General features: G+C 43.0%; 12 protein-coding genes. All 12 read left to right on the forward strand.

The genetic code is table 11. From position 1 onward, the window contains the following. Positions 1-2 precede the first annotated feature (2 nt). The 12 genes from CLV31_RS04765 (at position 3) to CLV31_RS04820 (ending at position 13,297) form a co-directional block, all read left to right on the forward strand. On the forward strand, positions 3-1,298 hold the full coding sequence (locus CLV31_RS04765; RefSeq protein ID WP_111391748.1) for a quinol:cytochrome C oxidoreductase: 1,296 nt from the start codon (positions 3-5) through the stop codon (positions 1,296-1,298). 24 nt (positions 1,299-1,322) lie between these two features. After that, positions 1,323-2,360 (forward strand): cytochrome c oxidase subunit II, encoded by a 1,038-nt coding sequence (locus tag CLV31_RS04770; protein ID WP_111391749.1) that lies wholly within the window; start codon positions 1,323-1,325, stop codon positions 2,358-2,360. 11 nt (positions 2,361-2,371) lie between these two features. After that, positions 2,372-4,258 (forward strand): cytochrome c oxidase subunit I, encoded by a 1,887-nt coding sequence (locus tag CLV31_RS04775; RefSeq protein ID WP_111391750.1) that lies wholly within the window; start codon positions 2,372-2,374, stop codon positions 4,256-4,258. 25 nt (positions 4,259-4,283) lie between these two features. Further along, positions 4,284-5,318: a COX15/CtaA family protein gene (locus CLV31_RS04780; RefSeq protein WP_394335949.1), complete on the forward strand. Its 1,035-nt coding sequence runs from the start codon at positions 4,284-4,286 to the stop codon at positions 5,316-5,318. A 2-nt stretch (positions 5,319-5,320) separates the two neighbouring features. Continuing rightward, the gene (gene cyoE / locus CLV31_RS04785) at positions 5,321-6,226 is read left to right on the forward strand and encodes a heme o synthase (protein WP_111391752.1); all 906 of its coding nucleotides are present in this window, start codon (positions 5,321-5,323) and stop codon (positions 6,224-6,226) included. A gap of 3 nt (positions 6,227-6,229) precedes the next feature. Then, a complete protein-coding gene (locus CLV31_RS04790; RefSeq protein WP_111391753.1) occupies positions 6,230-6,811 on the forward strand; it encodes a cytochrome c oxidase subunit 3 in 582 nt (193 codons plus the stop codon). Between the two features lie 27 nt (positions 6,812-6,838). Next, positions 6,839-7,615, forward strand: coding sequence for a cytochrome c oxidase subunit 3 (locus CLV31_RS04795; protein ID WP_111391754.1), 777 nt, complete (start codon positions 6,839-6,841; stop codon positions 7,613-7,615). 18 nt (positions 7,616-7,633) lie between these two features. Further along, the gene (locus CLV31_RS04800) at positions 7,634-7,963 is read left to right on the forward strand and encodes a cytochrome C oxidase subunit IV family protein (RefSeq protein WP_111391755.1); all 330 of its coding nucleotides are present in this window, start codon (positions 7,634-7,636) and stop codon (positions 7,961-7,963) included. Between the two features lie 74 nt (positions 7,964-8,037). After that, positions 8,038-8,709, forward strand: coding sequence for an SCO family protein (locus tag CLV31_RS04805; protein WP_111391756.1), 672 nt, complete (start codon positions 8,038-8,040; stop codon positions 8,707-8,709). After that, on the forward strand, positions 8,693-9,250 hold the full coding sequence (locus tag CLV31_RS04810) for a DUF420 domain-containing protein (protein ID WP_111391757.1): 558 nt from the start codon (positions 8,693-8,695) through the stop codon (positions 9,248-9,250). Before CLV31_RS04805 ends, CLV31_RS04810 begins: the two co-directional genes overlap by 17 nt. A gap of 42 nt (positions 9,251-9,292) precedes the next feature. Beyond that, the gene (locus CLV31_RS04815) at positions 9,293-9,538 is read left to right on the forward strand and encodes a hypothetical protein (protein ID WP_111391758.1); all 246 of its coding nucleotides are present in this window, start codon (positions 9,293-9,295) and stop codon (positions 9,536-9,538) included. A 54-nt stretch (positions 9,539-9,592) separates the two neighbouring features. Then, on the forward strand, positions 9,593-13,297 hold the full coding sequence (locus tag CLV31_RS04820; protein ID WP_111391759.1) for a sensor histidine kinase: 3,705 nt from the start codon (positions 9,593-9,595) through the stop codon (positions 13,295-13,297). Positions 13,298-13,331: the final 34 nt, after the last annotated feature.

Here is a 13,331-nt window from a genome sequence, read left to right on the forward strand (position 1 = left end):
TCATGGCTCATCACGGCGAACATCATTATAATTTGGATCAGAGATTTGAATTCTCTGCCTCAATTAAAAAGTCTATCATGACCGTTTTGGTCATCGGTGCAGTTCTTTTGGGTTTAGGTATTGTCTTGGCTATGACTGGAGGTCACCACGAAGAGGCAGGCGAAGCCGGCGGACATGCGTTTCATTGGTATGAGCGGTTGTATGCCAATCTTTGGATCAATAACGTATTCTTCACAGGCATAGCTATTGTAGGCGTTTTCTTCTTCGCCATTCAATTTGCCGCTCAGGCTGGATGGTCTGCCCCTATTCTGAGAGTGATGCTGTCTTTTGGCAATTGGCTGCCAATTGCCGGTGTCCTGATGATTGTAACTTTCTTTATTGCCAATCATGATCTTTTCCATTGGACACATTCTTATCTGTTTGATACGAATGATCCTCAATATGACAAGATCATTGATGGAAAAGGAGCGTTCTTTTATTGGCCGATGGAAAAAGGTACCTTCCCGGTATTCTACATCGCCAGAATGGTCATCTTCTTCCTTTTCTGGGTGTTTTTCTTCAATAAATTCAAGAAAATTTCTGATCAGGAAGATCAGTTGGGAGGTACATCACACTGGTTTAAAATGAGAAGTTGGTCTGCGTATTTCCTGGTTTTCTTCGCAGTTTCTTCCTCCATTGCCGCATGGGACTGGGTAATGTCTATTGATACTCACTGGTTCTCTACCTTGTTTGGCTGGTATGTCTTTGCATCTTGGTTTGTTTCCGGACTTTCGGCAATCACCTTGCTTGTCCTTTTCCTAAGAGGCAAAGGATACCTTGAAATGGTTAATGAAAACCACGTACATGACCTTGGGAAGTTTGTATTCGGCTTCTCTATTTTCTGGACGTACCTATGGTTCTCCCAATTCTTGCTTATTTACTACGCCAACATTCCTGAGGAGTCTGTGTATTTTGTAGAAAGATTGACAAGCGATATTTACAGTCCTTTCATTTTTGTGAATCTTGGGCTAAACTTCTTCTTGCCTTTCTTAGTTTTGATGACAAGAGATGCCAAAAGACATGGTGTTTTCCTTAAACTGGTTTGCTCTATTCTCCTCGTAGGTCACTGGATTGACTTCTTCTTGATGGTTCAGCCTGGTACTTTGGGACACAATGGTGGAATTGGTTTAATGGAAGTGGGTATGTTCCTGGTTTATGGGTCAGCGGTGGCGTTGGTGGTGCTTGGAGGTCTGGCGAAGAAAAACCTGATTGCGAAAAATCACCCAATGCTTGAAGAAAGCTATAATCATCACATTTAATTAATTATCCGAAAAAACTAAGATATGTACGGATTTCTGATTGGAGTAGGGGTTCTTCTGTTGCTTTCCATCATTTGGATGGTTTACAGAATTCAAACCTTGGTGTCTGTTGTTAAAGGTTCAGACAAGAAGATTGCTACTGGAAGCAATAAGATCAATGCAATTCTATTTGTTGTTTTCCTGCTAGGCACTGGTTTTCTGATGTTTTGGTATTCCATTAAGGAATTCGATAATTATCAGTTGCCCGTGGCTTCTGAACATGGGGTAATCACTGATCAGCTTTTCTGGATTACTATGGCAGTAACCGGGATTGTGTTTTTGATCACTCACGTGCTTTTGTTCATCTTCCCATACAAGTATCAATACAAGGAAGACAGAAAAGCATCTTTCTATCCGGATAACAATAAGCTTGAAATCATTTGGACTGTAGTACCGGGTGTTGTTCTTGCTGGATTGGTTATTTCTGGTTGGATGGCTTGGTCTGACATCACAGCACCTGCACCTGAGAAAGCGCATGTGGTTGAAATCATGGGGTACCAATTTGCATGGGATGTAAGATATCCTGGCAAGGACAATGTTTTGGGCGACTATGATTACCGATTGATCACGGCTTCTAATTCCCATGGTGTTGATTTTACAGACAAAAATTCATTGGACGACTTTCCTTCTCCGAAAGTGGTCATTCCAAAAGGTGAGCCTGTACTATTCAAGATCCGTGCGCGTGATGTTCTGCACTCCGTTTTTGCTCCTCACATGAGGTTGAAGATGGATGCCGTTCCGGGTATGCCTACTCGCTTCTGGTTCGTCCCTACTAAGACGACCGAAGAAATGAGAGCAGAATTGAATGATCCTGAATTTGAATATGAAATCGCTTGTACAGAAATCTGTGGGCGTGGGCACTTCTCTATGAAGAAGGTGATTGAGGTGGTAGAGCCTGAGGCTTACCAAAAGTGGTTGGCGGAACAAAAGTCTTTTATTCAGCAAAATCCTGCCTTGGCGGAAGGGTTGACTCCTGAGATGAAAGAACTTGCAGAAATTCAATTGAGCGAAAGTAAAAAATAAAATTATAGGTTATGGCTACAGCATCTGTTGCACATCATGACGGCGCAGTTCACGATCATCACGATCATGAGCATCATGATAATTTTATAACAAAGTACATTTTCAGTACTGACCATAAAATGATCGGTAAGCAGTTTTTGGTTACCGGTATTTTCTGGGCGATTATTGGTGGTTTCCTGTCTATACTTTTCCGACTTCAACTGGGTTTCCCGGAAATGAATTTGGAATTTCTTCGTCCCCTATTAGGGGGCTGGATAGATGAAGGAGGAAAATTGGATCCGACATTCTACCTGGCTTTGGTCACGATGCATGGTACCATCATGGTATTCTTTGTTTTGACAGCGGGTTTGAGCGGTACATTCTCCAACTTTCTGATTCCTCTTCAAATCGGTGCTCGTGATATGGCATCCGGATTTATGAACATGCTTTCTTACTGGTTCTTCTTCTTGTCCAGTGTGATCATGTTTATCTCTTTGTTTATCAAAACAGGTCCTGCCGGTGGTGGTTGGGTAGTGTATCCGCCGCTTTCTGCCCTTGAGCAAGCTATTCCAGGATCAGGTTTAGGTATGACACTTTGGTTGGTAGCGATGACCTTCTTTATTGCATCTTCCCTGTTGGGAGGTATCAACTATATCACTACGGTCATTAACCTGAGAACGAAGGGAATGTCATTCTCCAGACTTCCGCTGACCATTTGGGCGTTCTTTTTGACTGCCGTGATTGGATTGTTGTCTTTCCCGGTGTTGTTTGCAGCTGCTTTGCTGTTGGTGTTTGACAGAAGTTTTGGTACGTCCTTCTATTTGTCTGATATCTATGTAGCAGGTGAAGCCTTACCTAATACTGGGGGTAGCCCGGTTCTCTATCAGCACTTGTTCTGGTTCTTGGGGCACCCAGAGGTTTACATTGTATTGTTACCTGCTTTGGGTATTACTTCTGAAGTAATTGCTACAAACTCGAGAAAGCCTATTTTCGGTTACAAAGCCATGGTTGTTTCTATGTTGGGAATCACCATACTTTCATTTATCGTTTGGGCGCACCACATGTTTGTTTCCGGAATGAATCCTTTCTTGGGATCGATCTTCATGTTCTTGACGCTGATCATTGCAGTTCCTTCCGCGGTGAAAGTATTTAACTACCTCACCACACTTTGGAGAGGTAATTTGATCTTTACACCGGCGATGTTATTCTCCATCGGTCTGGTATCCTTCTTTATTTCAGGAGGTTTGACAGGTATTTTCTTGGGTAACTCTGCCATCGATATCCAATTGCATGATACTTATTTCGTAGTTGCCCACTTCCACTTGGTAATGGGATCTGCTTCTTTCTTTGGACTTTTGGCAGGGGTTTATCACTGGTTCCCTAAGATGTTTGGAAGAATGTTGGATGCTCGTCTTGGTTACATCCACTTCTGGTTGACATTTGTAGGAGTTTACATGGTGTTCTTCCCAATGCACTACATCGGAATCGCCGGTTTCCCAAGAAGATATTACTCTTGGACCAATTTTGAGTTTTCCAACATGTATACTGATTTGAACATGTTTGTATCTGTAGCGGCCATCATCACCTTTGCGGCGCAGTTCATTTTCTTGTTCAACTTCTTCTATAGCATGTACAGAGGTAGAAAAGCAACTCAAAATCCATGGAGATCCACCACTTTGGAATGGACAACTCCTATCGAGCCCGGTCACGGCAACTGGCCTGGAGAAATTCCAACAGTGTATCGTTGGCCATATGATTATTCCAAGCCCGGTGCAGCTGAAGATTTTATCCCTCAGACCGTTCCTTTATCTCAAACTCCAGAATCCAACCTTCCTCATGAACAAGAACTGGTGAAGTTGGAATTGGAAATCATGAAAGACGAGGCAGAGGTTTTGGTTGCAAATGAATCCAAACACTGATACTAAACTAAACAGCTTTCGCCGTTTGTCTACATGGACGGTGATCGCTGTTTACTTCTTGATCTTGGTAGGTGGGATAGTCCGGAGCACTGGTTCTGGAATGGGTTGTCCCGACTGGCCAAAATGCTTTGGGAGTGTGATTCCGCCAACAAGCGAGAATCAGCTCCCAAAAAATTATCAAGAGATTTACCTCGAAAAACGATTAGCTAAGAACGAACGGTTCGTGGCTACACTTGAAAAGTTGGGATTCACCAAGACTGCGAATGAAATCGCCAATGATAAATCTATCCTTGTCGAGGAAGAGTTTAATGCTACCAAAACCTGGATTGAATATATCAACCGACTGATTGGGGTGCTGATTGGTCTCTTGATTATTGCCACCCTTTGGAAATCATTGAGTCTTTGGTCTCTGGATAAATGGATCCCGATCAATTCTGGAATTGCCTTGGTTCTTGTGTTGTTTACAGGGTGGATTGGTTCGATTGTAGTTTCTACCAATTTGCTGCATTGGATGATCACCTTCCACATGCTTCTTGCCTTGGCTTTGGTAGCTGTTTTGCTATATGCAAATCATCGCTCCTACAGACTTCTGCACCCAAAAGAAAAAGAAGACCGTGTTCCAGGTAAGGTGAAAGTTGTACTGATTTCCGGGACGATTCTGATGCTTATTCAAGTCATTCTCGGGACCCAAGTCCGGGAGCAAATCGATCAGATTTCCTTTGCTTTGGGAAATATGTTTCGGGAGGAATGGGTTGATCGAGTAGGAATCGACTTTCTGATTCACCGCTCATTCTCTTTGGTTCTGCTAGGGATTCATATACTGTATTTCTTTTGGGCTTTCAAATATACCCTCCGGAAGTCCAAAGTGAATCTTTGGAGTCAACTGTTGATGGTGATTCTTCTTCTTGAAATAGGCTCTGGGATTGGCATGGCTTATTTTGGAATTCCGGCTTTTTTACAGCCGATTCATTTGCTGCTTGGATCTTTGATATTGGGAATTCAGTTTATTCTGATTCTTCAATTGAGAGATTTAAAACAAATTAAGTTTAACTCAAATTGATCATGAGGACAGTTGGTGTAACTGACCATTCTATAGCTACTTTGATTCTCGCACGGATCAAAGCTTATTCTGATCTGATTAAGTTGAGGTTGTCAGCTTTGGTCACCTTTTCAGCCGTCTTTGGCTATATCCTTGGTGATCGAGGTACAAGCTTCGGCTGGTCTGGTTTCTTGGGCTTGGCCCTGGGAGGATTCTTGATTTCAGGAGCATCCGGTGCCGCCAATGAAATTATGGAGCGGGACCTGGACAAGTTAATGAAGCGGACACAGAATAGACCCCTTCCCCTTCAAATCATCTCACTTCAGGAGGCATATTGGTTCACCTCATTGGTGGCTATCCTCGGGATATTCTTGTTGTGGGTATTTACCAATCCGCTTACAACTTGGCTTGGTATCCTGAGCATGGTTCTATATGTATTTGCCTATACTCCACTCAAACGAGTCGGTCCGATTGCCGTGTTTGTAGGAGCTATTCCTGGTGCAATGCCTCCGCTTTTGGGATGGACTGCCGCCACTGGGCAGATAAGCTATGAGGCGCTGATTATTTTCGGCATTCAATTTATCTGGCAATTCCCTCATTTTTGGGCAATTGCGTGGGTAAGTGACGAAGATTACAAGCGTGCTGGTTTCAAATTGCTTCCAAGCGGTGGGGGTCAGGATTTGAATACTGCTATTCAGATCATGATCTATACCCTGTTTTTACTTCCTTTGGGCTTGTTGCCAAGTTACTTTGGATTAACTGGTCTTAATTCCGGTATCGTTGCTACAGTATGCGGGGTATTATTTCTTGCGCAGACTTTCTCATTGATGAGAGATTGTTCCAGAAAATCAGCGCTTAAAATCATGTTTGGTTCTTTTCTCTATTTGCCGATTGTACAGATTGCGTATTTGCTTGACAAATTGCCCTAACTCATGGAAAAGGAATTAAAATATATTGACATTGTCGAGCAGCCGATCAGCATGCACCCCAAGAAGTTTGCCTTATGGCTGTTTTTGGTAACGGTGGTGATGATCTTTGCAGCCTTGACCAGTGCTTACATTGTCCGTCAATCCGAAGGAAATTGGTTGGAATATGAGTTGCCCGAGATTTTCTGGGTAACATCCGGAATTGTTCTTTTGAGTTCTGTAACCCTACAGTGGTCTTATGTCTCTGCAAAAAAAGACAATTTCGTATCCCTGAGACTGGGAATGCTGCTCACTGTGTTACTTGGGATTGCATTTTTGGTAGGGCAATGGTACAGTTGGATCGCTTTGGTGGATAGAGATGTGTTCTTTGTCGGAAATCCTGCGGGTTCGTTTCTGTATGTTTTCACCGGATTGCATGCCTTGCACCTGATCAGCGGTGTGATATTTCTGATTATTGTGCTAATTTCGACCTTCAGACTGAAGGTTCATTCCAAATCTTTGAACACGATGGAAATGGCCACCACCTATTGGCATTTCTTGGGTGGCTTGTGGCTCTATCTGTTCATGTTTCTTCTTTTGAATCATTAAAATTAACCTGGTACAAATAAATAATTTATGTCTGCGCATTCTACTGCTATAGGAGTAAGCTCGAAAAGAGGCGTTTGGGGTGGAGGTAATGAACCCCTTAAGGCCAGCTATGGAAAACTCATGATGTGGTTTTTCCTGCTCTCCGACATCTTCACTTTTGCTGCATTTCTAATCAGCTATCTCGCCATCCGAGTCAGCTATCCGGCTTATGCAGGGGCAGCCGATACATTTACGGGATCCAATGAATACTGGCCTGTGCCGGAATTGGTATTTGAAGCTGTCCCTTTTCTACATGGGGTTCACGCGCCTCTGGTATTTGTGGGAATTATGACTTTTATCCTGATTGCCAGTTCGGTAACAATGGTATTGGCTGTGGAAGCAGGACATCGAAATGATCGATCAGATGTGGTCAAATGGATGCTTTGGACACTTTTGGGTGGTATCACTTTCTTGAGCTGTCAGGCTTGGGAATGGTCTCACTTTATTCATGGTACGGACGGTGGTTCAGTCTTGACTTATGTTAATTCTCTTGGACAAAATGTGACAGAAACGGTTTTTGGAGCCAATTTGGTGGTCAATGAATACGGACCAGCAGCATTTGCCCAGCTTTTCTTCTTCATTACAGGATTCCATGGTTTCCACGTGACAGTAGGGGTATTTCTTTTATTCCTTTGCTTTTACCAAGCAGCCGTAGGGGTTTATGACAAAAGAGGCCACTACGAGATGGTGGAAAAGATTGGTTTATACTGGCACTTTGTAGACTTGGTATGGGTGTTCGTGTTTACTTTGTTCTATTTGATTTAAGAAAAAAATCTTCGAAATATGGAAATTCAAGACACTAAATCCACGCTTCAGGTAGAACCTAGAAACGAGGAGAAGATCAAAAAAATCTGGAAAACAGCTGGAATCCTTTTGGCGATTACCGTTGCCGAATTCATCATGGCCTTTACCATGGACCGAGGGATTTTACTTTATGCCTTGTTTATTCTTCTCACCATTTGGAAGGCTAAGTACATTATGATGGAGTTTATGCACTTAGGCGACGAAGTAAAGCCTTTGTTCTATTCCATTATTGTTCCTTTGATTTTCCTGGTATGGTTGGTCATCGCTCTGATTAAGGAAGGTTCTGATATCTTTTTGATGCGTTGGTAATCCTCTAAAAATAATTGATGAAAAGACAGGTTGGAGTGAATCACTTCAACCTTCTTTTTTGTTAAAGAATCGATATGAGAAGTTTGAGAGTTCTACAAGGCCTAGTCTTGGTCTGTATCCTACTGATCCCCGTGCTTATCTTCATGTTTCTCCGGGGATTTGGGAAAAATGAATACGATCTTCCGGTTTATTTTCAAAATGGGGTAGACAATCCCTTTTTGGAGTGTTCAATATCGGATTCCACCCAGCATGTGATTCCGGAATTTTCCTTTGCCAGTCAGGAAGGTTCAAGGATAGGCAGAAAGGAGATGGAGGGAAAAATCACGATTGTGGATTTCTTTTTTACGTCATGTCCAAGTATCTGTCCTGTGATGTCCAAAGAGATGGAACGGGTAAATGATATGTTCAGAGATGAACCCAAGGTCCAAATTTTTTCCATCAGCATTGATCCGGAATTTGATACTCCTGAGATTTTGAAGCAGTATGCCGATGATCATCAGGCGATCCCGGGAAAATGGCATTTTCTTTCTGGCCCGAAAGAGGAGACTTATCGGCTGGCCCGTTGCGGATTTGTACTTCCGGCACTGGATGGAAATGGGGTGCCGGATGATTTCGTACACAGTGATAAGTTTATCCTTGTGGATGAGATGGGGAGGATTCGGGGGTATTATAGCGGTACCAACCGGGAAGATGTAGATTTGTTAATGTTGGAGACTAAAGTGTTGTTATATGGCAAAAGCAAGTAATTCCATAGGCTTACGAGATGAAGCCAAAGTGAAAAGTTGGATTATAGGGATCTCAGTTGCGATTCCCTTGGCGGTGGCGGTACTCTTGTTTATGCCTGCAAAAATCACCTCTTTAGGCGATTGGGTGTATTTCCTTCCCCATCTCAATGCGGTCGTAAATACAGCCGCTTCACTGGCCTTGGTTTTGGGACTGGTATTTATCAAGCAGAAAAAATACACCCTACATGGCGCCACCATGACAGTGGCCTTTGTATTAGGTGCCATCTTTCTGGTCTCTTATGTGATTTATCACAGCGCAGCAGAAAGTACTTCTTTTGGTGGAGAGGGGTGGATACGTCCTGTCTATTATTTTCTCCTGATTACCCATATCATCCTGGCCGCTGTTGCATTGTTTCCTATTCTGTTTGCCTACTATTATGGCTATACCGATCAGCTGGAAAAACACCGAAAAGTGGTTAAATTTGCCTATCCGATTTGGCTGTATGTCTCGGTGACCGGTGTGGTAGTGTATCTGATGATATCTCCTTATTATATTCACTAAGTCCATCTTAGTCGTTTTGGATTGACTCGAAAAGAAAAGCTGATGAAACTTAAAATAGTCTGTTTAATCCTTCTTTCATTTTTGTTGGATTTCGCTGCTTCGGCACAATGTGCCATGTGCCGTGCGTCCGTGGAAAACAACGTGAGCAATGGTGAGACTTCTATCGGGGCAGGGCTAAACAACGGGATTTTGTACCTGTTTGTCATGCCCTATCTGATGGCCGCCATTATTGGGTATCTCTGGTATAGAACGGCCAAGAAAAGGAAGGCAAAACTCACTTTGAGGTAATAGATTCCATAGCAAAGTTTGATACCAGACTTTGCTTTTTTATTTTTAGCCTACATGAAGCTCACCTTCCGCAGCTTGGTCATCGTGGCCAGTGTTATTCTCCTCTTGATCGTGCTGATCTTGAATTTTTTTGTTTTTCAGAAAAGTCAGGAGGAAGAATATCTTGAATCTATTCAACGGAGAATCCAGCAGGTAGACAAGAGGTTTGATGCGGATTTCATTCAGGTACTGATGGACATACGTCCTGAGGACCCTATTTCTTTTGAGCGAGTCAGTAACCAGCGGCATTCCTATCCCTTTTTTATCCTTGATCCGGAAGGAAAATTGCTTTTTTGGTCCGACTTTACCGTCACCTTGGATTTTTCCAATCTGGATTTAGGAAGAGAGTATCAAATTTTGGAAGACCCCTATGGGACTTTTCTGGTCAAAACCAGGAAACTCAAAAGAAATACCTCGGATTATTTTTTGGTTCAAACATTCAGGCTTATCTGGCCCGGAACGATAGATAATGATTTTTTGAAGACTGGGCCTAACCCGGAGATATTTGGGAATGACCGTTTTCAGATTTTTGCCAATCCTGAAGAAGGTGCCCATCAAGTCAAGACCCAATCCGGTAAGCCGCTTTTTGGAATCAATTTTCAATTGGGATTTGACCCGGTCGGGCGGGTGTCCAACACTCCTTTGTTGGTGTTTATATGCTCGGTGTTTTTGTTGTATTTTCTTTTCTCATTTGATTTTTTGAGGAAAAAGTGGAAAAAGGGCTATCCTTGGCAAACGATTGGGTATGGCTTTTTGATCTTGGGGGGAGTCCGATTGGTAATGATCGGATTGGATTTTCCGGGGGATTACCTGGATTTGTCACTTTTTGATCCTTCTAATTATGCCAGTTCCTGGTTCAATCCCAGCTTGGGTGACTTATTGTTGAATACCCTCTGTGCAGGGTTGATCTTCGGTTTGATGATTTTTGAACTGGCTTCTAAAACTTCCTTTGAAAAATCAATCGGATGGAGTCGGAAAGTCCGGTTGGAGGGCTTGATCGGATTGGCTTTCGGAGGCTCGACTTTGTTTTACTTGTTGATTTGGTTTCTTCCCAGAGATTTGATTTTCAATTCCCAATGGATTCTTGACATTCGATCTATCCCCTCTTTCGACTGGTTTAAAGGACTGAGCTTTTTGATTCTTTTTCTTTGGGGGTCGGTGTATGTCTTGGTAAGCCTCACCTTACTAAGTCTTCTTTTTCATTTAAAAAAGGAGAAGGGAATCTATTATCGGTTTCTCGTATTTCTAGCCATTCCGGTGATGGCAGCGTGTTTTATGACTGGTTTTTGGTTTGGTATAGCCAGCGTGATCCACTTTGTTTTTCTGTTTTCAATCATTCGGTTTGAATTGTTCCAAAATGTATTTCGCCTGGGCTTGGATACATTCCTGACTTTTTTCTATGCCTGCTTGATTACTGCCCTGATCTCCGGTATTAGTACTTTTCAGACCGAGCGCGAACGCTTGATTCAGTCTAAGGTCCGATTTGCCAATCAAAACCTGATTGAAAATGACGTCATGACCGAGTTTTTTCTCGGGGATATTTTTTCCCGACTGAGAAATGACCTGTTTATCCAAAATCGTCTGGCCGACCCCTTACTTTCCAAAGATCCCATAGAATCAAAAATCAGAAAAATCTATTTGGACAATTACTTTGACCAGTTTGAAGTGGTGATCCGAGTATTTTCAACCTCCGGAGCTCAAGTGTTGGGGCCGAGTGAGGGAGGAGACCTAAGGCAGTTGAGACAGACTTTTGTGAAAAGCGATTATGCTACGGGAGTTCGTGACTTGTACTTTGTTAGAGGCAAGGAAGCCAATCTCAGCAATAAATTCGTTGCCTTTGTACCCGTTTTGAGGGAGAACAATCTCCTCGGTACTATTTATTTGGAGCTCAAGCAACTCAGGATTCAGCCGGGAAGTGTGTACCCCAAATTGCTGTTGGATAAAAAATATGCGGAAAAGCTTGATCCCATTTCCTTTGACTATGCAGTAATCAGAGAAGGAGAGCTGGTTCGCAGCACGGGTACTTTCAACTATAATCAGGAAGAATTCAAAAAGGAATTAGATCGGGAGCAATTGTTTGAAACCGGGATTATCAGTCTTGGTTTTCACCATTTTGGAATGAGGAATGGAGAAGAATTAATTATCCTTTCCTCGCCCACACATACCATTTCCCAGTTTTTTGGAAATATTTCTCTGTACTTCGTTGCCTTTGTTTTTCTCACTTTTTTGGCCATCCTTATCAATACGCTGCTGAAAGGCTATAGGAATTTTGAGTTCAATTATTCCACCAAATTGCAGCTCTATCTCAATTTTGCCTTCTTTTTTCCGATCATCATCATTTCCATCATTACGGTGGGATTGCTTGCAGGCAGCTATCGGGATGATCTCAATCGGCAATATGTCCAAAAGGCATCCTTGATTCAGAGCAATCTGGTCACCTTTTTCAGCAGTCAGGGCAATGCCCAGCCCGACCGAGATTTACTCAACGAGGAAGTGAATGCCTTGGCCAATACTATAGCCAGCGATATTCACCTGTATACCAAGGAAGGATTTCTTGAGGCCTCAAACCGCAGCAATATCTTTGAGAAAAAAATACTGGCACCTCAGATCAACCCTGCTGCATTGGCTGGAGTCATGGAGAAAAATCTTTCTCAAATCCTAGTCGAGGAGCAGATCGGGAAACTCAAATACCAGAGTGTCTATTTGGCGGTTCCCTCTCAGGTCGATCAGTCTGTGATCGCTGTGTTGGCAGTTCCATTTTTTGAATCAGAGGCAGAGCTCAATTCCCTGATAGCAGATGTGTTGAGTAATATCTTCAATGCCTTCGTAGTCATATTTATCCTGTTTTTGATTGTTTCCTCCTTTGTTTCCAAAAATCTGACTTTGCCTTTTAAGCTACTCACCCAAAAACTAAAGGCTACCAATCTCGATAATAATGAGCCTATGTATTGGGCCTCAAAGGATGAAATCGGGCTTTTGGTGACTGAATACAACAACATGCTCTACAAGTTGGAGGCCAGTAAGAAAGTGCTCGCTTCTACCGAAAAGGAATCTGCCTGGCGGGAAATGGCCAAGCAGGTGGCCCATGAGATCAAAAACCCGCTAACCCCCATGAAACTCACCCTTCAGCATTTGTTGAGGTTGGAGCAGGAAGGGAAGCTAGAAGATCAGGAAAAGCTCAAAAAGTCACTCGAAACCCTAATTCACCAAGTGGATGCCTTGAGTGGGATCGCATCTTCATTTTCCACCTTTGCCAAGATGCCTTTGCCCAAAAATGAGCTGATGAATTTCAAGCAGGTTCTGAATAAGGTTCTGGACCTCTTTGTCAATGACAAGCGGGTCCAGCTTGATTTTCAGGATGATTCCTACACGGAGAATATTCCGATCATGGGAGATGACAAGCTGTTTGGACGGGTGATCTCAAACCTGATCATCAATGGCATTCAGGCAGTAGAGCCCGGAAAAACACCTCATATCCGAATCTGGCTATGGCTCACTGAGCAGGCGGTGTTTTTGGAAATTACGGATAACGGCAAAGGGATCGCTCCCGAACTTCGGGACAAAATCTTCATCCCCAACTTCAGCACCAAAAGCCAGGGCTCCGGATTGGGATTGGCCATTGCCAAAAGTGGGGTGGAGACCGCAGGCGGAAAAATATGGTTTGAAACCGAGGTGGGAAAAGGGACCACATTTTACCTGACTTTTCCATTGGTTCAATAGTTTGAGCTTTTTAGTACCTTGAAAGAAAATGCCT

The sequence above is a fragment of the Algoriphagus aquaeductus genome, assembly GCF_003253485.1.
In the GTDB taxonomy this organism is placed as follows: Bacteria; Bacteroidota; Bacteroidia; order Cytophagales; family Cyclobacteriaceae; genus Algoriphagus; species Algoriphagus aquaeductus.

What these genes read in the sequence shown, in the direction of transcription:
- CLV31_RS04765 (WP_111391748.1), top strand. Translation starts at nt 3, where the DNA reads ATGGCTCATCACGGCGAACATCATTATAATTTGGATCAGAGATTTGAA.
- CLV31_RS04770 (WP_111391749.1), top strand. Translation starts at nt 1,323, where the DNA reads ATGTACGGATTTCTGATTGGAGTAGGGGTTCTTCTGTTGCTTTCCATC.
- CLV31_RS04775 (WP_111391750.1), top strand. Translation starts at nt 2,372, where the DNA reads ATGGCTACAGCATCTGTTGCACATCATGACGGCGCAGTTCACGATCAT.
- cyoE (WP_111391752.1), top strand. Translation starts at nt 5,321, where the DNA reads ATGAGGACAGTTGGTGTAACTGACCATTCTATAGCTACTTTGATTCTC.
- CLV31_RS04790 (WP_111391753.1), top strand. Translation starts at nt 6,230, where the DNA reads ATGGAAAAGGAATTAAAATATATTGACATTGTCGAGCAGCCGATCAGC.
- CLV31_RS04795 (WP_111391754.1), top strand. Translation starts at nt 6,839, where the DNA reads ATGTCTGCGCATTCTACTGCTATAGGAGTAAGCTCGAAAAGAGGCGTT.
- CLV31_RS04800 (WP_111391755.1), top strand. Translation starts at nt 7,634, where the DNA reads ATGGAAATTCAAGACACTAAATCCACGCTTCAGGTAGAACCTAGAAAC.
- CLV31_RS04805 (WP_111391756.1), top strand. Translation starts at nt 8,038, where the DNA reads ATGAGAAGTTTGAGAGTTCTACAAGGCCTAGTCTTGGTCTGTATCCTA.
- CLV31_RS04810 (WP_111391757.1), top strand. Translation starts at nt 8,693, where the DNA reads ATGGCAAAAGCAAGTAATTCCATAGGCTTACGAGATGAAGCCAAAGTG.
- CLV31_RS04815 (WP_111391758.1), top strand. Translation starts at nt 9,293, where the DNA reads ATGAAACTTAAAATAGTCTGTTTAATCCTTCTTTCATTTTTGTTGGAT.
- CLV31_RS04820 (WP_111391759.1), top strand. Translation starts at nt 9,593, where the DNA reads ATGAAGCTCACCTTCCGCAGCTTGGTCATCGTGGCCAGTGTTATTCTC.